This is a genomic window from Amycolatopsis mongoliensis (assembly GCF_030285665.1).
Lineage (GTDB): Bacteria > Actinomycetota > Actinomycetes > Mycobacteriales > Pseudonocardiaceae > Amycolatopsis > Amycolatopsis mongoliensis.
This window is the reverse complement of sequence record NZ_CP127295.1, coordinates 3,592,349-3,613,918: the sequence shown is the minus strand read 5'-3', so window position 1 is coordinate 3,613,918 and position 21,570 is coordinate 3,592,349. Positions and strand designations below refer to the sequence as shown.

Genomic DNA, 21,570 nt, shown 5'->3' with positions numbered 1-21,570 from the left:
CTTGTCCGGAAACCGTTCAGGGCCACAGATGAGCGAGGCCCGCCGCTATCAGCAACTCCGTTCGCACTTCTCCTACCTGAAGCTGGACAACGCCGCCGAAGCCCTGCCCCGGATCCTCGATCAGGCCCGGGCGGAGAACCTGTCGATGACCGCTGCGCTGGAGCGGCTGCTGGAGATCGAGGTCAACGCCACTGAAGAACGCCGGCTGGCCGGCCGGTTGCGGTTCGCCTGCCTGCCCGATCCCTGGACCCTGGCGGACTTCGACTTCGCCGCCCAGCCCGGGGTCGACGAGAAACTCATCCGCGACCTGGCCACCCTCCGCTTTCTCGACGACGCGTCGAACGTGTTGTTCGTCGGGCCGCCCGGGGTCGGCAAGACGATGCTGGCCACCGCGCTCGCGCGCGGGACGGCCGAGGCCGGGAACCGGGTCTACTTCACCACCGCGGCCGACCTCGCCGCCCGCTGCCACAAGGCCGCAGTCGAAGGCCGCTGGGCCACCTGCATGCGGTTCTTCGCCGGCCCGAAACTGCTCGTGATCGACGAACTGGGCTATCTGCCGTTACCCGGCGACGGGGCCTCAGCCTTGTTCCAGGTGATCAACCAGCGTTACCTCAAGTCGTCCACGATCCTGACAACGAACGTCGGGATTGCTGACTGGGCAACGGCTTTCGGCGACGCGACTGTCGCGGCAGCGATGCTGGACCGGTTGCTGCACCGCGCGACCGTGGTCGGCATCGACGGCCCGTCTTACCGGTTGCGGTCGCATCAGTCTACATCGGACAAGCTGCGGAAGGCGGTGAACGCGCATGTCTCCTGACCCGCGCGACCCGGACTACAACGCGACCCGCAAGACCTGCCCGATCTGTTGGGAGCGGTTCGTCGCGACCGGCCGGCAGGCCAAGACCCGGCTCTACTGCTCGCGCCAGTGCAAACGCACCGCGGCCGCCCGCCGGGAGGTCGAGCGCACCACACCCGCAGCCAGCACCGCCAGGTCCTTCGGGACACCGCCTCCGGCGGCGACCCCGCCGGCGCCTGCGGCGCCGCTGCCGCACATCGCGGCCCAGCGGGACTGCCCGCACTGCGGCGGCCCGGTCACCATCGTCGCGCTGCTCACCACGCCCGAAGCCGCACGACCGCAGATGCCCGTCGCGGCACCCGACGGAGTGATCCCGCTCCGCCGTTGACACCGGCTACGCTGCACTCCTCAGCTGGCCCATTTCGGAGAGCATGGCTGGCCCATCTCGGAGAGCGCCATCAACGGGAAGTGGCGGCAGGCACAGCAGGTGCGGCAGTCGCTCTGCGTCGCGTGCTGTCCCGTGTGTCGTCCCACGGCGGTTGACAGCTGAAGCGTGATCTCGCCGCAATTAACACTAATGAGGCTACCCAGCGCGACGTCTGCCGCAGATCCCCCGCAACCGACACCGCGCACTCGCCGACGTCCGCCTCACTCTCGCCGTCCTCCAGCAACTCCTGCGGCGGGGTAAGTGGTCGACCTTGATGGACCTCGAGCGCATCGCACTCATTCCGGCGAAGAAGCCAGGCGCGCACGTTGCCGATCAGCCCGGCCTCTTCTGACCGAGAACTTATGGTGAGCGCTCGCAGAGGCCCGCGAACTGTCCACAGATTGTCCACACCGCAGACCACCTGTGGATAAGTCGACTTGATTTCGATCGTCATCGGTGAACTCCGCCGCGATGGTGGCTCTCGTACGTCGACACCTCAGAATGCGCAATGCACCCCGATCTTTGCCTGCCACCGTTCGCTGGTGCACGACCAGTTCGCGTTGACTGTCATCGAGGGCAGAGGCGGCGGATCGCGGCGATCAACTTGGACGCGCTACGTGTGGGATTCATGATCAGCTCCGGGGCAGCAACGCAATGGCCGCCGCGCGGGCGATGATGCCTTGGCTGGTGGCGGAGAGACCAAAGCGGTTCCAGTGGAAGATCACCACGTGGGTGAGGATGGCGCGCAGGCCCCGGTCCAGTCGCCCGGCCGCGGCGTCCTGGCCGAGTCGTTCGCCGCCGACGTGCAACGCGGCGAGCCAGGGCGCGGCGTGCGCGACCGGCCCGCCCGGCGTGAACAGTTGGCTCTCGGCCAGGTCGGCAATCGACAGGAGCCGGCGCACGCTCTCGACCAGCTTGTCGAGGCGCTCGATGTCGGCGTCGGTCGGCGCAGGCCGCAACCGAGCGACCCGATCGAACACATCGCCGCTTTCGAAGGTGTCCAGTCCAGCCGCGCGCATCACCCCGCTCATCAGCAGAACCGACAGTTCCCGACGGCCGAGGCCAAGGACGTCGTGGCGCAGGTAGGCAAGCACGCCCGCGCTGTCTGCGCAGAACAGCTCGTGAACGGTGTCGCTGCCGGCCGCACCGCCGAAGGCCGCGGTCTCCGGCTCGTACACCGTCGGCCACCAGCGCGCGATAACGCCGGTTTCGGTCAGCCGGTCGAGCACACGGTCGACCGCCGCGGTGTTCGCGCGCCACAACCGCACCCGCCAGCAGGGATGCTTGCGCAGAAACCACCACCCCGCTATCGCTTCACAGGCGCGAAGATCGTCCAGGGCCGGTCCGAGCATCGTGGCTCCGACTGTCTCGACAGCCGACCAGTCGGCGAACTGGACACGCACCTGGTACCAGGCGTCTTCGGCACGTCGCTCCAGCGCGGCGACCCCGGCGGCCTCGTAAGTCCGCACAGCATCGTCGAGGTCGGCCGGCCCCAGGGCGTGGCGAGCCGCAACGTCCGCGGGGTCGGCGCCGGCGAGCACCGCGAGCACCGCGGCGTGGAGACCGGTGGGCGGCGGCGTGGTCGTCCGAGGCGTGGTGGTCAGGTGATCAGCAGGCATGCGTCCCATCCGGTGTGAGGCGGCGTGCTGCGCCGCGCGGTCTCGAGCGCCAGGTCCACTCCCGCGCGTCCGGTCAGCAGCCCGGCCCCGTGTGCTCGATGGCGGCGGTCCTCATCGCCGCGTGCGTGCCGGGTGAGTCGGTCGGCCAGCGCCGGGAGCCGGTCAGCCAGCGCCGGTCCGCGGGCGTCGCGGGCCGCGCGGTAGGCGGTCTGGAACACCCCGGCGATGCCGTGGCACAGGCCCGGCTCGGTGATCCGGTCGAGATGGGTGTCGGTCAGGCCCGCGACCAGGACGTCTTCGGCATCCTGCTGACGTCGGATGTCGCCCGTGGCCAGGGCTGCCAGTTGCTGGGCGCGGGCGATGCCGACCGTCCCGTAGCACCAAGAGACCCGGCCAGGGCTGGTGTGGGCAGGGCGACCCGCGTTCAGCTCATCGCGGGTGATCCACCGCGGCCACCACGATCCCTTCGGTCCGTCTTGGCGCCACCGGTCGAACCAGGTTGTGAGCACGTTGATCGCCTCGCGCTGGCCGTCGATCACGTGACCGTCCATAGTGGCCAGGGCAAGGAAGGCCAGCAGCCCGGCTGCGCCGTGGGCCATGCCGAAGTTCGCGTGTCCGCCGGGGGTCGGCACGATCTCGTCCGGATCGTGCGCCGCCCACCAGCCCGGCAACTCGATGCCATCCTCGCGGCGCGGTCGGGCGACGAGAGTGACCACGTACTGCAGGATTCCGGCCAGTTCGTCGCTGCAGGGGTGATGCCGCAGCAGCAGAGCGCCGATGCCCGTGAGCCCGTAGAACAGGTCGTACTCGGCGAACGCCGCAGGCTCCCCTCGGTCGATCCGGGTCGCGGCGGTGTCCAGGCGCCGCCGGGTCAGGCGCAGCACGTGCTCGTCCATCGTCTGGCTGGCCGTGCGGTAGCGGGGATGGTGGTCGGCGGCGGCGTGCAGCAGGAACGCGATCGCGGGCGCGCCGTAGTAGAGGCCAGCGTGGTCGGCGGCGTCGACCGGGCCCGCCACCACCCGGCAGATGTGGTCCTGCGCGGTGGCCCAGCTGCCGGCGCCCGTCCACGCGCGTTCGACGTGCAGCAGCGCGTCCGCGACCCCGCCACGGGCTAGGGACTGGCCGGTCACATCATCAAGCGTCAATGACGCCGCGCCGTCCGGGTTGAGTCTTGCGTCGGCGGTCATCGGGCACCGGCCGCGGCGAGCAGGCGCAGCGCGACCGCGCGGGCGAGGCGCCCGGTCTCCTTCTCGAACGTCGGGTCGACGCCGACGGCACGGATATGGTGCTCGTGCAACAGCGTGCGCAGCACCCCACCCGGCTTTCGGCCCTGCTGGACAAGGGCATCGTGATAGTCGTGCAGCGCGGCGTCGCGGGCACGCCAGGAGGCGGCGACCGCCTCGCCGCCGGGCAGCGCGCGAACAGCGCGGTAGCCGTCGGTGGAGTCGGCCACGGTGAGCGCGTGCTCGCGTAGCTGCCGGTCCAGTGGCCCGTGCTCTTGGCGCAGGCATCCCAGCAGCGCCCGGTACCCGGTGTGTGGATCGGGCGCGAAGGATGCGGCCAGGTGCGCCAGTGACGCCGCGGCCAGCGCTTGGGCGGGAATCCCGGACACCTGCGCCGCGTCGAGCTGAGCGATGGCGGCCGCGGTGTCGGTGGCGAAGACCTGCTCGGCCGCCGCGAGCGCGGGGCCGTCGCCGTAGCGGGCGAGGTGCTGCGGCGCGGGGGCGAGCGTGAGCTGGCCGGAAAGCCCGCGGGATTCGAGGTCGGTCGCGAACGCGGCCAGCCGGGCGGCGATGGCGCCGTAGTGCCGCGGATGAGTCAGGCGCAGGAACACTGCGAGGTGCTGGTCGGCCTCGGGTCGGATCATGTCGCGGTGCCGCCGTACCCACCACGACGCGACCCGGCTGTCCGGTTCGCCGGCGTCGTGGAGTTCGGCGGCGAAGCGGGGCAGGTGCCTGGTGAGGATTTCGTCGAAGCGTGCCGGGTTGCCGACGATCTGCGCGTGCACCAGGGCGGAGTCACCGGGCTGCAGGACCGCACTGGGAGCTGCGGTGGCGGGTAACGGCCGGTCTGGCGGGGTGATCGCGGTCATCGGGATCAGCAGCTCTGCCGGTCGCCCGATCCAGCCTTGTCCGTCCGGCGGGCCGTCTTCGTGCAGTTCGACCCGGCCCGCTCGCTCCAGGCGGGCCCGCAGTAGTGAGCGGTCGAGTTCTTGGTCGAGGTCTACGGGCAGGCGGAGCTCGCCGTGGACCAGCACCACCCGGGCTGGTACCTGCCACCGCTGCCGCCACGCCCGCAACGCCTCGTCGTAGCCTCCGCCTTCGGGGCGCGCGGCCAGGTCGGTGTCGGAGAGGAGCCAGCGGGCGGCGGCGAGGACCGTGCGGCGGTAGCGGATGCGCGGAACGTAGGGCAGCACCCGGGCGGCGCCGAGATCGAAGCCGCGGAACACCGCGCTGCGCGCGTCGGCGACCTCGGCGAGGAACCGGGCCAGCGGTGGGCTCTGCACCGAGGTGTCCAGCGCGTGCGGAATCCGCGGTATCACCCGCCGGCCGGTGGAGATCTGCACCAAGTACAGCTGCTCGGCGTCGGCGGTGACCGCCAAGGCGTCCACCCCGATGACGGTGAGGTTCGGGCGCATGGGGTCGGGATGCTCCGACAGCGACACGACGTTGCCCAGCAGTGGCGGAACCCGCGCGACGTTCTCGTTGTGCGGTCGGCGCGGCGGGAACGATAGCTGTACGGCCACCACGTCCGCGGCCGCCGTGGCCGGGACGTCCTGGTCCGACGGAGGCTGCGGTGCACTGTAGGTCGCGGCCAGCCGGGCCTGGTCGGCGTCATCGAGCAGGTCGGCGAATCGGCCGGCCATGCTGGTGTACGCGCGCGGCGCGGCCGTGACCTTCAACTGGAACTCGCCGCGGTCAATCGCCGCCGTCGATGCGGCATTGACGGCGACGCCCAGTTCGACCCGCTGAGGCAGGACAACGTCGGAATGGTCCCCGACGGTCAGCGCATCGACATCGCTGTCGGTCAGGTCGACCTCCCGCGCTCCGGACAGGGTGGCCTGCTGGATCAGCGCGAGGAGAGTGGCGTCGCGGTCGGTCAGCGCACGCCACGCGGGCCTCGCGCGGGGCGCGCCGAGGTAGCCGGCCGGGTAGCCCAGGCCGGACTCGGCGATCAGGTCCCGCACCGGCACGAGCGCGCCGGGACCGTAGCGGGCGAGGAAGCGGGCCTGGTAGTCGAGCCACGCGGCCGTCCCGAACGGCTGTGTCGTGGTCCGCAGCAGGATGGTGGCGGCTCGTGTGGCCTCGTCGAGCACCCGCGCGGGCAGGGTGATCGTCGCGTCGAGGCGCACGTCGACGGCCAGTACATCGCTGGCATCAGGCACCAGGGCACGCATTCGGGCCGCGACCGCGGCGCGGATGTCCCGCGCCTGATCAGGGTCCTTTGCGTGGTTGTGCCGGGCGAGGTCGACGGTGATGGCATCGAGGTCACGCAGGACTGCGGCGACGTCGTCGAGAGTTTCCGCGTTGGCCGCGCGCAAGGCTCCGACCAGGTGGGCCACGGTGTCAGCGCTGGTCATCGGCGGCCGCAGACTCGTGATCAGGGCACCGGCGTCGACCAGGCCTTGCAGCAAGGCGTCGATCTTGCCGGGCGACGCAGACGGGAACTCGCCGGTCATCCGCTCGACGAGGGTGTCGAAGCGAATCGGCGCAGCGGCCGCGGCCAACGCGAACCTGACCGGGCGGGTGAGCCGCACCGAGGACTCCCGCAACGGCCCGGGTGTGGCGGCGCCGACCCCGGCCCGGCAGTGCACGATCACGCGTCCATCGCGCACGATCCGCGCGTCGTCCACCACGACCGTCAAACGCCGGCGCAGAACGGGATGCCGTTCGAGCCGGTCGATCAGCGCGGTGAGCCATTCGCCGTCCACCCGTGCCACGGCCCGATGCCGCGTTCCGACGGCGGCCGTCGCGGGACCGATGTCGACAACGCCGACGCCGGCGAACAGGCCGAACGGCGTCGACCGCCGCTGCCAGCGCAACAGGTAAGACGCCACAGACACCACGGCACGACGTAACTCCTTCGCTGTGGTCTTGGTGGTGCTGTCGCTGACGATGCGGTCGACGCGGGCGCCGAGGACGGGGCTGGCCAGCGTTACCGCGTCCCTCACCTCCGGGCGCGCCCACACTTTCGCCAGCCACACACTGCCTTCCTGCTCGACCGCGACCGGGTCGCCCGGGTGGAGCCGCGTCGGTGGGTCGAGATCACCGGGATCGGTGGTGACGCGGGCCAGAAGCAGGCCGGCGTGCTGGTAGCGCGGGGACACGGTCATGGCGGTCGGCTCTCCTCACCCGGTCACGATCAAGGGCACCCTTTGCTGTCGGCGCCCGAGCCAGACTCGGACGCCGACAGCAGGGGGTTGGATCAGTACGGGTCGTTGGAAAACGTGGTGCACGCGCTGGTGCTGCAGGTGCTGCCGCATCCGTCGCTCGTGTCGCACATCGTGATCACGAGCTTGGTGGAGGACTCCACCACGCGCAGGTCCAGCTCGAACTCCGCGTCATCGACCACGCCAACGGGCTCGACAGCCAGTGCTGCTGACATTCGGTTCACTCCTTCATTTCTCGGGTTGTGCAGGGCACCCGGTCACCGAGCGGCGGACGCCGCCCGGGGCCAGGAGATCGTCGCCACGCCGTGCGTCTTGACCAGCACGGCGGTGTCCTTGCCGAACTCGGGCCGGTCGGAGCCGGTCGGCCAGTAGGTGAACGTGGGTTCGCGGTCGCGTCCGTGGCGGTCCCATGCCTGGATCTGCTCGACCAGCGCGGTGGCGGCGTCGTCGCCGTGGGCCCCGTAGGCGCGCGCGCCGAACTCCGATCCGCCGCCTTCCGGGAGGGGGCGGACGGCCAGGTAGGCGAACGAGTCGCCGTGGACCGCACCGAAGGGGAACCAGCCCTTGCGCTCGGCAGCCAGGTCGGTGCCCTCGTCCACGGCCAGCTTGCAGAAGCCAGGCAGGAAGACGGCGAGCCACAGGTGCAGGTCGGCGAAGGACACCCCGTGCTTGATGGTGACGCCGGACCAGGCTTCGGTGCGCTCGGTCGCCAGCACCCCGTCCAGCTGATCCAGCCCGGCCGGGACGTCGCCCTCGAACCGCAGCTTGACGTGGTAGCCGTTGCGGTCGGGCAGCAGGAAGACCCGTTCGTCGCGTGCGCCATCGCCTTGCATCGAGACGAACCCGGCTACCTCGGACGACGTGCTTACCAGGTGGTCGTCCTCGCGGCGGAAGCCGATGACGCGGGTGACTCCGTTCATCCGCAGCGGAACGACGATCGTGCCGCCCTCGACCAGGTGTGTAAGCCAGGCAGGTGCCAGGTCCCAGGCCCCGACCGTCACCAGGATCGCGTCGAACGGTTCGTGCAGCCCTGGTAGCGGGTTCTCGGCGTCGGCGAGTACCACGTCGACGCGATTGCCGTATCCGGTCTGCTCGAGCACTTCGCGAGCGCGGTCGGTCACGTCCGGGTCGATGTCCACGCTGACCACGCGCCCGTCCGGGCCGACAATCTCGGCCAGCAGGGCGGCGTTGAAGCCGCCGGATCCGATCTCCAGCACGCTCATGCCCGCGGTGAGGCCGGCCTGCTCGATCATTCGGGCCTGGATGTAGGCCGCGCTGGTGGAGGAGATGATCACGCCGTCCGGGCCGCGTTTGATCGCGACCGAGTTGTCGATGTTGTAGGTGACCTCCAGCGGGGTGCCGTCGGCAACGAACAGGTGCCGGGGCACCGTGCGGAACGCGCGCTCCACCTCCGGCGAGGTGATCATGCTGTTGGCGAGAAGCGTATCGACCAGGGCATCGCGGAGCTTAGCGGCACTGACGTCGTTGTGTCGGAGTGTGTTCACATGATTACCGTTCCAGAGAGGTCTGACAGTTTGTGGATTGCGTATTTCGGAAGACCAGGAACGCGCCGCGTCGGGGTCCACGGCGCGGCCCCCGCGCAGGAAGTGCCAGCACTGCGACGGTCGACCGGCCGGCGGCAGCCACGTGCCTGCCGACGCGATCGGCGGGAATTCCGTCGGCGGCGATCGCGCTCTCGCGGCTGGGCTATCCGCCGCGACCCTCGCCCCGCCCACCGGCCGGATGCTCGCCCCCTCCATCGCGGTTGACGCTATTCCCGGTCATCGAGCGCTCCTTCGCAGGTAGAGGGCAGTGACCCCGGAACGGTCCGGCGTCGGCTCGGATTTGCTTCTGGTCGAGGCTCGCCGACCGGTTCGTTCTCCTCGTGGGTTCTGGGGGCACCCCGACGGCCGGGACCACGTCGAACACGAGGCGCGACGGGACCGCGCCGCGGTGGGGACGTCCGCTGTCACCTGGTGGAGCGGTACGACCGAACGCCGGGGTGCCATAAATGACCATGGAGCTCTCTCGCCAGGTCCACCAGGGCACAAACCGGACGGATGCTGAGTCGACCTTGCCTTCAGCGGTGCCACCTGCGGGAATGTGGCGAACTCAGCGGGTGACCAGACGGATGATCATGGCGGAATGCAGTTCGGAGTCACTAGCAACCGAAAGAAGGCCTCCCTCCCGCAAGAGTCGAAGCCCATGCGTTGAACCAGGTTCCACGACGGTGAGCGTCCAGATCTCTAGGATCAAGCCATGAGCGCACACAGCATCGACGTCACCGTCCGGTCGCTAGATGGCCTCAACCTGGTCGGCACGCTGGTCCAGCCCGTCGGCCAAAGCAACCACGCAGTCGTACTCGTGCACGGGGGTGGCGTCACTCGTCACGAGGCGGGCTTCTTCACCCGGTTGGCTGCGGGTCTGGCCGAGAGCGGCGTGGCTTCCCTACGCTTCGATCTTCCCGGCCACGGCGAGAGCGAAGGCCGTCAAGAAGAGTTGTCCCTCGCCGGGGTCCTGAACGCGATCCGAGCGGCTCGAGCCCACATTTGCCAGGAGCTCGGGGTAAATGCTGCGTCGCTCGTCGCCGCCAGTTTCTCGGGTGGCCTGGCCGCCTACTACGCCGCTCGACGACAGGCCGATGTCGAGCGGTTGGTTCTCTTCAACCCCTTATTGGACTACAAGCAGCGATTCGTGGACCAAAAGGACTTCTGGCGGAACGACTTCCTGACCGAACAGGCTGCTCGCGACTTGGCTGAGCAGGGCTTCTTGCCGCACTCACCCACCTTCAAGCTGAGCCGGGCCTTACTCAACGAGGTGTTCTGGCTGGATGCCCGGCGTGCTATGGCCGACATCCAGGCACCCACGCTCGTCGTCCACGGCACGAAAGACACCTTTATCCCAGTGGAGTCGTCCCGTGACGCGGACCGCCGCCTGACAGCGCCTCATCGGCTGCTTGAAATCGAGGGCGCGCAGCACGGCTTCGCCGTGCACGATGATCCGACGTACGCCAATCCGCAAAGCCAAATTTGGCAGGCCGAGGTGATCGCCGCAGTCCGTGACTGGTTGACTTTAGACTGAATTCCTGGACCGGCTATCGAGCAACAACCTCGCCCAGCTGCACGACGGCTGGACGGTTGCCCCATGGGCGAAGGTATTCCAGTACGCGCACCAACTCCTGTTTCGTGCGTCGGGAGCTGGTGCTGTCGGCTCGGGCGGCCGACTCGACGCCGGTCCGGGCGGCTTCATCAGGCTCTCCGGCCAAAGCCAGAGAGCCGGCTCGCAGCGATAGGAAAAACCCGTAGTCGCGCGGCGAGAATCGGTCTTCCACCAGTGACTCGTCGTACAGCTCCACGGCGCGTCGCGGTGCGCCAGCCTCGGTGTAGCAGATCGCAGTTTGCATGGTCAGCAGCGTGTCGTTGTAGTGCGCTCCCAACGAGCAGTCTCTCTCGTCTCGAGCGCCCAGGAGCTGGCGAGCCTCGTCGAGCTTGGATGCCACAGCGTCGGCAGTCGCACCCAGCATGACTTCCGCTCGTGCTTCTTGCTGCACCGATTCGGCTTGAACTCGGTTCGGAAGCGTCCATGGTCCACGTCGCACAGCTTGCGACAGGCTGAGCATCCGCCGCGGTTCGCGTTCGTCGAACGCAAGTTGCGCCTTCTTGAGCAGGACGTAGCCCTGCATGGCCGGATCGTTTGCCTCCTGCGCCCATTCCATGGCTCGGTCGTACCAATACAGTGTCCGACCGAAGTCACGCACATCGCGGTAGAGCCAACCAGCGAACTCAGCACTTTCGGCACCGAGCCTGAGCAGGTCTCGCCTGATGTTCGGCTTGACATCGCGAGCGTGCTCTTCAACGGCACTCACCACCCCGAGCACGAGCGGTAAGGTCTTCGCCGGGCCGAGCGTGCCGTCGTCGGCTTTGCATGCGGCCAGTTGGCGGCTGAAATAATCGAGCACCGGGCCGTCGAAATGCCGGCGTGCGTCCGCCATGGCTTCGGAGACGCGCTGGAGTTCATCAAGCCCGAGCGCCGGCAAAACCGTGGCGGGTACGCCGTACTTAAGCAGCGAGCGACGACTAAGTGGACTCACGGTGTCCCATTCGGCGGCATGAGCTGCACGGTCAGCCTCGTCGTCGGCGACGAGAGCGGGAGGCAGAAGTGACCCCAGCTCGCTGGCGGCGACGGTAGCCCCGTCCAGCGGCACTAGTACGGGCCGTCCATTCACCATAATCGGAAGCAACAAGCCGCTGCGCGGCGTGGTCGTCGGTGTCGTCCCGGGCGCACCGCGCTGGACGACAGGGGCCGACTCGACCGCCGCACGAGGTGTGCCCTCGGCCAGCAGATCCTCCAGCTCGGCCAGCGACACCTTCAGCAATTTGGCAAGTTTCGGACGCTTGTAGGGCAGCGGTTCGGTCCGCCCGCGCTCCCAGTGGCCCACGGTCGTGGGGTCGACGTTGAGGGCATGGGCCAACGACTCCTGCGTGAAGCACGCCTTCTTGCGCGCTCGGATGAAGCCGAACCGCCGTCCGCCCATAATCACCCCTCCGGCTACGCCCTGCGTTCATCACATTACCGCAGGTCAGACCCGGCAATGCAAGGACCGGTTAGATTCAGTCCGGTTTGTGCCCTGGTGGCCGCGACTGGACCAATCCATGGTCATTTACGGCACCCCGGCGGCCCCTGGGATCTCTTCTCTCGCCTCCGAGGCCATAGCCGAGCTCCCGCACGCACGATCTCCTGTTCGCCGTGATGTCCCGACCGTCGGGGTGCTGACCAACGACCGCAAGCAACGAACGAGGCGATCCCGGTGCCCTACTCCGTCGTGCAATCCACGCGCCGACCTGCAGCATTCAGCATTAAGCCACTACAGATGTATGCATTGCTGCACGTCTACCTCGTCGTACATCGGCCGTCGACCAAGCACCGTGGCTGCGCGATATGCCGGACGCCATGGCCATGCGCCAAAGTACGTCAGGCCGCGCGCCTGCGGGACGGCTTCTGATGCCGGCCACAACACTGCTCAGCCGGAATGACGTCGCCACGAAGTGCCTGACCACTCCGCTGGCCTACGGCTACATGCGCGTTCCGGCCGGCCTGCCCGATCGCAAGGTGCGCGGCCTCGAGCAGGCAGTCATCCGGTACGCACACAGCCTCGACCTGCGCTTCGTCAGCTTCTTCTTCGAGTTCCACTGTGGTGCCCGAGACGGCTTCGACGAACTGGTGACCGAACTGGTACGGACGCAGACCCGGCACGTCGTAGTGCCGAGTCTGCGGCACCTGGCCTTGAACACGCTGCTGCAGGACGCAATGCGTGAGCGACTGGTCTTGGACGCAGGAGCACAGGTGCACGCGATGCGCAGCCGGACGACGGAGTAGCCCCCGATGGACCAGCAAACAGCTGAACTAGTACGGGCACTAGCGGGCGTGAACAAGCACGTGCCGGAGATCAGCCGCGAACTCCTCACCGGCACCATGGCCTCCAAACGTGAGCGCGCCTTCGCTGGACTCCTGATGGAACTGGCAGACGTGCTCATCACCCATGCCAACAACCAGGATGCACCAGCCGCCCCGCTCAACCTGGCCGACCGCGTCACCATCACCGGAAGACAGCTCGTTACAGTGGCTATGCGCCTGCGCACGAGCACGGCGACGTCAGACCAACTCCACGAGACGGTGGGGCTGCTGGCGGCACTGGCCGAGGTGTTACGGCTCTACGCCGACAATCTCACCCCGCCAGCCTCAGCGAAGGCGGCTGATCCACCCGAGCCGCCAGATCAGTGAACGTCGGCGTCCTCGTCGTGCTCGCCTGTCTGGCGTCGCCGATCGTGCTGGTCGTCGCGCACATCCTCCGCGACGTCCAGCACAACCGGCGAATACAGCGCAGCCCCAGCAGCGTGGCGAGCATCCGGCGTCGGGTAGCGCACGAACGCGCCGAAGCCGAAGCCGCCAACGCTCCGACAGACGTCCTGCCGGTTATCCACCCTGCCCCGGCCGCGAAACCCACCGACGGCATGCTGCCGGTGCACCCGCATCGTCCACGGCCGTACGTCGGTCGTACCGAGGCACCTCCTCGTCGCCCGCCCGATCAACCGGCCCCGGAAGTCATGGCCCGTGTGCTGTACGGCCTGCGCCGCTTACCCACTCAACCAGCCGAAGCCCCGACGTCACCGTGGCCGACCGCCGACCCGGACAGCAACCATCGCCGACTTGAACAAGGGGCAAAGCACCTACGCCGCTGACGTCACTGCCGCGACCACCCAGCCTCCTGACCACGTCTCACACGCTGAAAGAAAACCACAGTGCGCCCGCTAATCCGCGATCCACGCCGTAATACGTACGCTGTCCAGCCACCCCCAGCGGTCGCCGTCGGCTTGGCCCTCCGCACGCTCCGCATCGCCCGCCACGTCACGATGCGTCAGGTGGCTGCCAGGCTCGGCCTCCGCGCGCAAGACTTGTCAAACTGGGAAACAGCGAAACGCATTCCGCCGATCACTGCCGTAGCCCAGCTCCTCGATGCGCTCCACGCCGATCGCGTCACCGTCAAGCGCATCCTGAATCAAGCTGACCACGCCGACGACCCCGCATTTGTCGACGCCCACCACCGGGACCACGCCGCTCTCGCCTGGCACTACGAGCACCTCGCCACCGACGTCGTCGAATGGGCACCCACACTCATCCCGGACCTGCTGCGTACCCCTGCACATGATCTGTACCTGCTCAACCATCCGTTCGCTGACCCCGGCTATGCGGACGCGCAGAGTCTCGCCGAGCCCACTCGCCGCAATGACCTCGTTGACCCGAACCGGCACTACACGTTCCTCGTTGGCGACACTGCACTCCACGCCTGCCCACCTCAGATGCGCACCGATCAGCTGAGCAACCTCAAGCACCTGGCGGCCCGACCGAACATCGCACTGCGAGTCGTCCCGGCCGACGTCTGCGCACCTGGACTCATCAGCCCGTTCACCTTGTACCGCCACCACAAAGTCACACTTGCGGCCGCGGTACACCACCATCGCGCCAGCACTTACTTGGCCGATCGAGACACGCTCACCGCCTACCAGCGCGCCACGCACATGCTGCGCCGCCATGCCGTCGAGCTGCAGTCCGTTGACGAAACACTGCAAGGCACGCAGGCCGGACCTACCGAGTTACCCGACGCAGCAGAGGCATCGTGACGCTGCAGTCCAACTTCCACCCTCACGACGATTGAAAGACCGTCGCTTCCCGTTCTTACAAATCGGGTTCGTAGCCCTCGATGTCGTAGAGTGGTTTTGTCCGCCAGTTGCGACCGCGTTTCTCTGTGCCAACCGACCGCACCCCGCTCGGCAGGGAGGCTTGTGTTCGTGAGAAGTGACCGCACCCCGGATCCCGGCCCGCGGGGTGGGCATACGTCGCCTTTGCTCGATCCTCGCCGTCTGCGTCGTTGCGAAGGCGCAGGTCCAGGTGGAGCGCCCGGAGCGAAGCGGAGGACGAACGACCTGGAGGTGTGCCGAGTGACGACCACACTTGATCGCGAGGAAGGCAACGGTGCGGTCAGAACTGGCCGACACTGATCACGTCGGTGATCAACATGTGCGGTCAGAACCCGCGAACAAGTGCGGTCAAAAGTCGCGAACATAATCACGTAGAGACACACCACGAGTACGGCTTCGGCCAATATTCTTTCCAACGCCCAGAAAGAACCCATGAACTCCCTCGATCCTGACGTCGACCCGCACCACATTTCCGGCGCTATCGCTTCGGCGGCGAACCGAGTGCGCGCTGCCGCCCAAGCCGGCACCGTGCCGCCGGCCTCCGCAGCTCAGCTCGCTCAGCTGCTCGACACGATCGCCGTCAGGCTCGATCCCGTACCCACCGAGTCTCCAGAGATCACACTTGAGGATGCCGACGGGACGGCCGGGCCGCCGAGCTGAGTATTTCTACTCACCGCGCCTGCGTAACCCCACCTGACCTGCGCTTCATCGGCCTCCTGGGCGCCCCGACGCGTTGAAGCGGCTCGCTGATGTCCCGTAGTGTGATACGGCGACTACGGGGAGGGAACACATGGGATTCCAGACGGTGCCTGACGCGCTCCGAGCCGCCGGACGAGTCATCGCCGACGCGCTTAGCCAGCTGCGCGGCGCCGACTGCGCCGAACCCGTCACCGGCCTGGTCGAAGCCCTGCCTGGCGGCCAAGCTGCGCCCGCCGCATCCTCGTTCGGAGCGAGCTGGGGAATGACGTTCCGCGGCTGGTGCACCGAAGCCGAGCGCTACGGCAGCGATCTTGGGCTGGCTGCGGACCGCTATGAAGCCGGCGACCACGGCGCCGCCATCGCAACCGCCGACGCCGGCCGTCTGCACGGGCCGCGCTGATGGTGGCCCTGTCCGACGTCAAGCGGTGGAACACCGGACAACTCGACGAAATCTTCCGGACTGTGCAGCAACGGCTCCAGATCCTCACCCATTCAGGTGACGATTTCGGGAAAGTGATGCCGGTCGAAGGCTGGGCCGGCCCATCCGCCGACACCGCCGGCTCGGCCCACCACAGCCTCATGTCCAGGATCGACAAGATGGCGGCTGGGGCGAGCGTCGTCGCCAAAGCGATCGGCCAAGCCGCCGACGCCATCACTGGCGTGCAGCACGCCATCACCAACGCCGAAGCCCTCGCCGGCAAATACGGCTATCGCATCGCCCAGGACGGCACCGTCACCGATACCTTTCCCGCCGGCCAAGCCCCGCCGGACATCCATCCCGAGGACCGCGCCCGGATCCGCACTCAGATCGCCGACTCGATCACCCAGGCCTTGCGCACCGCCGACGACATCGACGCCGACCTCGCCTCCGTCCTCAAACGCGCCCAAGAAGGCGACTTCGGCACCGGCGACGAGACCACCGTCACCGCCGCGGCCGCCGACGGTGCCCGCGACCCCGGCCTCACGTTGCCCGAACCCCCACCCAACGCAACACCGTCCCAGACAGCAGCCTGGTGGAACTCCCTGTCCCCCGCCGGCCAGGCGATCCTGCTGCACGACCGGCCCGGCGCGCTCGGCGCCATGGACGGCATCCCCGCCGACGTCCGGGACAAAGCCAACCGGACCGTGTTCACCCAGCAGTACGACGATCTCAAACACCAACGCGACGACCTGCAGCACCGGATGGACAACCTGAACCAAAGCGACCCCACCGAGCAGACCGAGTACTTCGACCTCGAGCGGCAACGCGACAGCCTCAACGGCAAACTGACCGGGATGGACCAGATCAACGACCGCCTCGCCAACCCCCTGCCCGGGCAACCTCACGCCTACCTGCTCGGCATCAACCCCCAGAAATCCGGGCAAGCCATCATCGCCATCGGCAATCCCGACACCGCCGCCAACGTCGCCACTTACGTCCCCGGCACCACCGCGGGAATCAACGACGGCATGGCCACCGACATCAACCGATCCGACGCCATGGTCCAGGCAGCCCAGCGATCAGGATCGCCGTCAACCTCGGTCATCACCTGGGCCGGCTACGACGCCCCGCAAACCCTCGTTGACGCCGCCAGCACCAGCTACGCCGACCACGCCGAATCCTCTCTTCGACGCTTTCAGGACGGCCTGGGCGCAACCCACCAGCCAGGCGAGGTGAACACGACGATCATCGGTCACAGCTACGGCACCACCGTCGTCGGACAGACCGCCCGAGATCTCGGACTTCCTGCCGACAACATGGTCATGGTCGCCAGCCCCGGTGTCGGTGTCCAGCACGCAGGCGATCTCCATCTCGACGGCGTCCCGGCCGACCAAGTCGGCCAGCACATCTACTCCACCAAGGCACCCACCGATCCCATCCCGGCATTGACCAATTTCGACAACCCGGCAGCGGACAAAATCGACCCGCTCGGGCCTGATCCGACGACGGCGTGGTTCGGCGGACAAACATTCCAGTCAAACTCGACCAACCCGCTGAGCTCGCACGGCGACTACTGGCTTCCCCGGTCGGATTCGCTCAGGTCAATGGGAAACGTCATCGCCGGAGGCAGGCCGTGAGCCGCAGGATTCGAACAACTACCACGCGTGCCCTCGCGACCGTCTCAGCGGCGGCGCTGCTGTTCACCGTGTCGGCATGCGGAGAGCAGGGAGAAATGGAAAAGACCGCGTCACTCTCCGAGGTTCAAGCCAACGCGGACAAGATGGTCAAGGACGCAGCCAACGCCGTGTTCGCTAGCGGCTTCCACTTGACCGACCAAGGGCCCCAACCACTCCAGTGCAACGACTCTAGCGACAGGCCGACCGGCAAGGTCCTGACGAGCGTCAACTACTGGGTCGACGGCGTCGACAAAGCAGCCAACGCAGGCTACTTCGACAAACTGAAAACCTGGTTCACGACCAACGGCTGGCACGTGGAGGCCGACAAGCGCCCCCACGACCTCTTCCTCAACGCATCCCGAGACGACTATCTGATGAGCCTCGAAGCATCTTCTGCAGGCCGACTCAACATCGGCGCCAGCACACCGTGCGTGTGGCGAGACGGCACCCCACCCGCCAGCCACTAGCGCGACAGCTCCGCAGCCACCAGGACATCGGCCCAGCCGACGAGATACATCGGCCGGAACGACCCGCCCACACACGGCACCCGCGGGTGCCGCCGCGACGCTATGGGCACCGCGGAACCGCTGGCGTCTCACCACCGCCGGGTCCGGTGTGCTGCTCGACCTCCCACAGGTCCCCGCGGACCCAGCCGTAGGTGCCGGCGCGGTAGGACCAACCCCAGGCGTGCCCGTCGGAGGCTCCGCGCGTGCACGATACCCAGAACCCGGCGCCGTAGCCGATCGTGCCTAACACCGGACCGTCAACGGGCCGGGATCGGATGCGCGCGCCGTCGGCGGTCGCGGTGACCGCTATCCAACCCCTGCGCCGTCGCGGCCGACCTCGGCCTCGCGTGCGGCGACGTGGGCGTGGACCAGATGACGGATCCGTCGGGCGCGACCGCCGGCGTGCCCGCGTTGGCGTCGCCCTCGCCCGGTGTACCGACGTCCGGTTGGTCGGACACCACGTCGGCGGCTGACGATGCTTCAGCTGCGTTGGCCGGTACCACCGCTGCCATCGTTGCGCTTGCGAGGACACCGAACGTCAGCAGTTACGCCGCGATCCGCTTCGCACACAGAAGACTCGTTGTCATGAAAAGGAACTCCTGTCGCTCTGGCGCGTCGCGGCTGCCCAGAAGATGAGCGTGTTACAGCGCGAGGGCAGCGGCTCGTCAACGCACGCGCGAAAACCGACGCCCAGTCCAGGCCTATCTCCTCGGGCCCGAAACCTCGCCATCTACCGAAAACGGCCGGCGCGTCGTCGGTTGCTGAAGTTTTCGGCTCGGGAGAGGCGCCCTCCCCAGTGCCCTCTCCCGAGCCGGGAACCTTTATGCCGCCGGGGGTTGGTAGCGGCCCGGGTCCCCAGAAGGGTCCACTGTGGTCGCTCCCTGTGGACCACCGCGGATCACCTTCTAACACCAGAGTGCCCCAGAAACGAGTAATTCGCCACAAGTGTGGCGTATTTTTTGATAGTAACTTTGAGTGTCACCTTGCGCGCGAAGCGCAGCACTCGACGACATCATCCTTTCCCGCTCTGCGACCACGGCTGGGCGGGTCTGCAGCGCAGTGCAGCAGACCCGCGGTCCGGGGCAAGCCCACCGTCTACGAGGGACAGGACCGCCATCCTCCGGCCGGCTTGCCCCGGCCCCGCGGGGCCCGCTGGCCAAGGCCGCGTCCGCCGCCCACCCTGGCCGCGGCCACCGAGGAGGAATCCGTGTTGAAGTACTTCGTCTCCACCCACCGCACCCAAGGCGACCGGGTCAACGACTCCAACAGCATTCCGGGTACTGAACTGGTCGATCTTCCCGGCGAATACCACGACGACCCGGACTCGCCCATCTGCGGCTGCGCCCGCAGCTTCGCCGGCATCACCAGTCGGCAGACCTCGACCACCGCCGAGGTCGTCGCAACCGACATGACCGCCGCGCAGTACATCGGCCGTTTCCATGCCGGACTCCTCGCCCTCGGCTGGAAGGACAACGTCGAGACGCGCAACGGGGTCATCGATGCCGCGGTGGAGTTGCTGTTGCTGGCCGCCATGTGGCCGGTGGGCACCGTCGTCGAACGCCGGGGCAGCGAGATCCGGGTGCTTAGCTTCCCCGGATCGTGATCGCCGGCCGCCCGTTCAGCTCCCCATGAAGGAGTCTTCATGTCCTGTTCCACCGACGCGCGGCGTGCCCGTGCGTTCCTCCAGCACGCCGCCGAACCCGCCAACCCGTTCCTCGCCCGCTACGTCGCCGAGGTCGGGCCCGTCGACGCCGCCCACCACGTCTCCGAACGCACCGCCCCGACCGACGTTCTCACCGAAACCCGACTCGACGTTGACTGGATGCGCGCCGACGCCGCCCTGCGTACCGCCGCAGAGCTTGGCGCCCGCTTCGTCATCCCCGAAGATGACGAGTGGCCGGCCGGCGTCGTCGGCGGCCTGAGCACGCTGGCCGCCGACGACGCCACCCTCGGTGGGCCACCTCTGGGCCTCTGGATCCAGGGCGAGCCACGGCTGGACGAGCTGGCGTCCGCGCGGTCGGTCGCGGTCATGGGAGCACGGGCCGCCACCGAGTACGGCGAGCACCACGCCGCCGAGTTCGCCTACACGCTGGCGTCTCGGAATGTCACGGTGTGGAGCGGCGCCGCCTACGGCATCGACAGCGCCGCCCACCGCGGAGCGCTGGCCACGGATCGCCGAGCCTGCACCGTCGCCCTTCTGGCATGCGGAATCGACTGCGGCTACCCGGCCGGACACGTAGGCCTGCTGAAGCGGATCGCCACCTCCGGCGCGGTCGTCTCCGAATACCCGCCGGGCGTGCCGCCTGCGCGGCACCGGTTTCTTCTGCGCCACCGGCTTCTGGGCGCGTTCACCCGGGCGACGGTCGTGGTCGAGGCCGGCCAGCGCAGTGGTGCCCGGCACGCCGCGCGCGTGGCCGACAGGCTCGGTCGACCCGTCCTGGCCATCCCGGGTCCGCTGTCTTCCACCGCGTCCGCCGGGTGCCACCGGCTGATCCAAGACGGCACGGCCCGTCTGGTCACCTCGGCCGACGACGTCATCGCGGTGATCGAGCAGCCCGAGGACGAGGTGGACGCCGAACCCGAGGCGGCCATCCCGGTGGACGAGACCGATCGACGCTAGCGCACGCCCCGACGACGGCCCGCGCCTCACGCAGGCCCGATGACCTCGCGCAGCGTGAGGGGCCGCCGTCGGACGCGCGCTCAAGGCGGTGGCGGCTCACACCTTCGTGGGCCGCCACCGCCTCCCCAGCCCGCACGCCGGGGAGGCCGAGCCGAGGAGCGCCGACCGTGACCGCGTACCTGACCCCCGGTGAACTGATCGGATCCCTGCCCGACACCTGTGCCGGCACCCTGCACGTCATAGCTCTGCCCTCCCACGCGGACAGCCCAACCCCGCGGCGGCTGACGTCGCCAACCGGCGCGGCCTTCCCGGTTAGCCTGGCGCGGCGCATGACCACCACCGAGATCGCCGGGCACGTGCTCGCGGCGCTGCCAGCCGACCGTGACACCGACCTGGTCGTCATCGTGATCGCCGAGAACCACTCCCGGCACTGGCTGCCGCTGCGGGCCGCGATCGCCGCGCTCGAGGCCGACCTGCGGCCTGCCGGGCACACCGTCATCGGCCGCTACTGGGCCCCGCACACCCGCCCCGGCGCTCCCTGGCGCGACTATCGCCGCCCCACCCACCTCGGCACCGTGATCACGCCAGGCGCCGACCTCGATTTCGCCGCCCCGGTACAGCTGGGCGGCGATGCCCCGACCCCGACCTGGGGCCTGCCCTTCACCGAATCCGGGGAGACCTTGCCGGCCGACCTTGGCCGGTTCGCCCGCCGGATCGTGCCGTTCCTAGTTCGTCGCGGTAACGAGGCCAACCGGATCGTCACCCACGCCACCGTCCAAGCTGGTCGCGGCGAACTCGTCGACGACGTCGCGGCCTTCGCCGTCACGACCGCGCTAGCCGACAACGCCACCTACGGACCGGCGCTCCTTCCACCGAACACGCTCGACCCGCAGCGAATCGAGCAGTTGTGGATGGCCCTCTACCGCGGCAGTACCGACGCTGCGGCTCGGGCCCGGCTGGCCACCTTGATCGCGGCCAGCGCCGTCCGCCGGGGCGACCGCCATCTCGCCGCCTGCGCTCTAGCCCACGCGCACGGTGCGCCGGGCGCCGCGACCGTCGGATTGCTGTTCCAGCAGCACGCCAGCGCCGAGGTCGTCGAGCACGAGCTAGACGAGACCGCCGGCCGGGTCGGCGCGACACGCTGGTAGCCCACGTCATCA

General features: G+C 68.4%; 20 protein-coding genes. 13 read left to right on the top strand and 7 right to left on the bottom strand.

The annotated features are described in order from the left end of the window. The first annotated feature begins 28 nt into the window (after nucleotides 1–28). Nucleotides 29–817 carry an IS21-like element helper ATPase IstB gene (gene istB, locus QRX60_RS17715; RefSeq protein ID WP_020661064.1) on the top strand — a complete coding sequence of 263 codons (789 nt, stop codon included), beginning with the start codon at nucleotides 29–31 and terminating at the stop codon, nucleotides 815–817. Beyond that, a complete protein-coding gene (locus QRX60_RS17710) occupies nucleotides 807–1,184 on the top strand; it encodes a hypothetical protein (protein WP_285997628.1) in 378 nt (125 codons plus the stop codon). Before istB ends, QRX60_RS17710 begins: the two co-directional genes overlap by 11 nt. Nucleotides 1,185–1,855: 671 nt before the next feature. Here the strand turns inward: QRX60_RS17710 and QRX60_RS17705 are convergent. From QRX60_RS17705 to fxlM, 5 genes are all read right to left on the bottom strand, one after another. Beyond that, nucleotides 1,856–2,842 (bottom strand): thiopeptide-type bacteriocin biosynthesis protein, encoded by a 987-nt coding sequence (locus tag QRX60_RS17705; RefSeq protein WP_286001879.1) that lies wholly within the window; start codon nucleotides 2,840–2,842, stop codon nucleotides 1,856–1,858. Continuing rightward, nucleotides 2,824–4,029 carry a lanthionine synthetase C family protein gene (locus QRX60_RS17700; RefSeq protein WP_286001878.1) on the bottom strand — a complete coding sequence of 402 codons (1,206 nt, stop codon included), beginning with the start codon at nucleotides 4,027–4,029 and terminating at the stop codon, nucleotides 2,824–2,826. Before QRX60_RS17700 ends, QRX60_RS17705 begins: the two co-directional genes overlap by 19 nt. Then, nucleotides 4,026–7,175 carry a lantibiotic dehydratase gene (locus QRX60_RS17695; protein ID WP_286001877.1) on the bottom strand — a complete coding sequence of 1,050 codons (3,150 nt, stop codon included), beginning with the start codon at nucleotides 7,173–7,175 and terminating at the stop codon, nucleotides 4,026–4,028. Before QRX60_RS17695 ends, QRX60_RS17700 begins: the two co-directional genes overlap by 4 nt. 92 nt (nucleotides 7,176–7,267) lie before the next feature. Continuing rightward, entirely contained in the window at nucleotides 7,268–7,447 is a 180-nt protein-coding gene (locus QRX60_RS17690; protein ID WP_103343787.1) for an FxLD family lanthipeptide, read from the bottom strand. A gap of 42 nt (nucleotides 7,448–7,489) precedes the next feature. Continuing rightward, nucleotides 7,490–8,737: a methyltransferase, FxLD system gene (fxlM, locus tag QRX60_RS17685; protein ID WP_286001876.1), complete on the bottom strand. Its 1,248-nt coding sequence runs from the start codon at nucleotides 8,735–8,737 to the stop codon at nucleotides 7,490–7,492. Between the two features lie 754 nt (nucleotides 8,738–9,491). Here fxlM and QRX60_RS17680 point away from each other — a divergent pair. Continuing rightward, nucleotides 9,492–10,313: an alpha/beta hydrolase gene (locus QRX60_RS17680; RefSeq protein ID WP_286001875.1), complete on the top strand. Its 822-nt coding sequence runs from the start codon at nucleotides 9,492–9,494 to the stop codon at nucleotides 10,311–10,313. Nucleotides 10,314–10,326: 13 nt separating this feature from the next. Here QRX60_RS17680 and QRX60_RS17675 read toward each other — a convergent pair whose 3' ends face one another. After that, nucleotides 10,327–11,766, bottom strand: a complete 1,440-nt coding sequence (locus QRX60_RS17675; protein ID WP_286001874.1) for a helix-turn-helix domain-containing protein — start codon at nucleotides 11,764–11,766, stop codon at nucleotides 10,327–10,329. 416 nt (nucleotides 11,767–12,182) lie between these two features. On the opposite strand from QRX60_RS17675, the gene QRX60_RS17670 reads away from it, so the two are divergent. After that, the gene (locus QRX60_RS17670) at nucleotides 12,183–12,608 is read left to right on the top strand and encodes a hypothetical protein (RefSeq protein WP_286001873.1); all 426 of its coding nucleotides are present in this window, start codon (nucleotides 12,183–12,185) and stop codon (nucleotides 12,606–12,608) included. Nucleotides 12,609–12,656: 48 nt separating this feature from the next. Continuing rightward, complete coding sequence (locus QRX60_RS17665; RefSeq protein ID WP_286001872.1) at nucleotides 12,657–13,013, top strand: hypothetical protein; 357 nt, start codon at nucleotides 12,657–12,659, stop codon at nucleotides 13,011–13,013. Here the strand turns inward: QRX60_RS17665 and QRX60_RS17660 are convergent. After that, nucleotides 13,007–13,264, bottom strand: a complete 258-nt coding sequence (locus tag QRX60_RS17660; RefSeq protein ID WP_286001871.1) for a hypothetical protein — start codon at nucleotides 13,262–13,264, stop codon at nucleotides 13,007–13,009. The two genes, QRX60_RS17665 and QRX60_RS17660, sit on opposite strands and share 7 nt — an antisense overlap. 267 nt (nucleotides 13,265–13,531) lie before the next feature. Between QRX60_RS17660 and QRX60_RS17655 the strand changes: the two genes are divergently transcribed. The 8 genes from QRX60_RS17655 (at nucleotide 13,532) to QRX60_RS17620 (ending at nucleotide 21,558) form a co-directional block, all read left to right on the top strand. Next, nucleotides 13,532–14,410, top strand: coding sequence for a Scr1 family TA system antitoxin-like transcriptional regulator (locus QRX60_RS17655; RefSeq protein ID WP_286001870.1), 879 nt, complete (start codon nucleotides 13,532–13,534; stop codon nucleotides 14,408–14,410). Between the two features lie 510 nt (nucleotides 14,411–14,920). Further along, nucleotides 14,921–15,148 carry a hypothetical protein gene (locus QRX60_RS17650; RefSeq protein ID WP_286001869.1) on the top strand — a complete coding sequence of 76 codons (228 nt, stop codon included), beginning with the start codon at nucleotides 14,921–14,923 and terminating at the stop codon, nucleotides 15,146–15,148. A 130-nt stretch (nucleotides 15,149–15,278) separates the two neighbouring features. After that, nucleotides 15,279–15,587 carry a hypothetical protein gene (locus QRX60_RS17645; RefSeq protein ID WP_286001868.1) on the top strand — a complete coding sequence of 103 codons (309 nt, stop codon included), beginning with the start codon at nucleotides 15,279–15,281 and terminating at the stop codon, nucleotides 15,585–15,587. Then, nucleotides 15,587–17,245, top strand: a complete 1,659-nt coding sequence (locus QRX60_RS17640) for an alpha/beta hydrolase (protein WP_286001867.1) — start codon at nucleotides 15,587–15,589, stop codon at nucleotides 17,243–17,245. The genes QRX60_RS17645 and QRX60_RS17640 overlap by 1 nt, the downstream gene beginning before the upstream one ends. Further along, nucleotides 17,242–17,751 carry a hypothetical protein gene (locus QRX60_RS17635; RefSeq protein WP_286001866.1) on the top strand — a complete coding sequence of 170 codons (510 nt, stop codon included), beginning with the start codon at nucleotides 17,242–17,244 and terminating at the stop codon, nucleotides 17,749–17,751. The genes QRX60_RS17640 and QRX60_RS17635 overlap by 4 nt, the downstream gene beginning before the upstream one ends. A 1,246-nt stretch (nucleotides 17,752–18,997) precedes the next feature. After that, entirely contained in the window at nucleotides 18,998–19,393 is a 396-nt protein-coding gene (locus tag QRX60_RS17630; RefSeq protein WP_286001865.1) for a DUF7715 family protein, read from the top strand. Nucleotides 19,394–19,432: 39 nt separating this feature from the next. Next, nucleotides 19,433–20,410, top strand: coding sequence for a DNA-processing protein DprA (dprA, locus tag QRX60_RS17625; RefSeq protein WP_286001864.1), 978 nt, complete (start codon nucleotides 19,433–19,435; stop codon nucleotides 20,408–20,410). A 167-nt stretch (nucleotides 20,411–20,577) separates the two neighbouring features. After that, on the top strand, nucleotides 20,578–21,558 hold the full coding sequence (locus tag QRX60_RS17620) for a DUF4192 family protein (RefSeq protein ID WP_286001863.1): 981 nt from the start codon (nucleotides 20,578–20,580) through the stop codon (nucleotides 21,556–21,558). Nucleotides 21,559–21,570 lie beyond the last annotated feature (12 nt).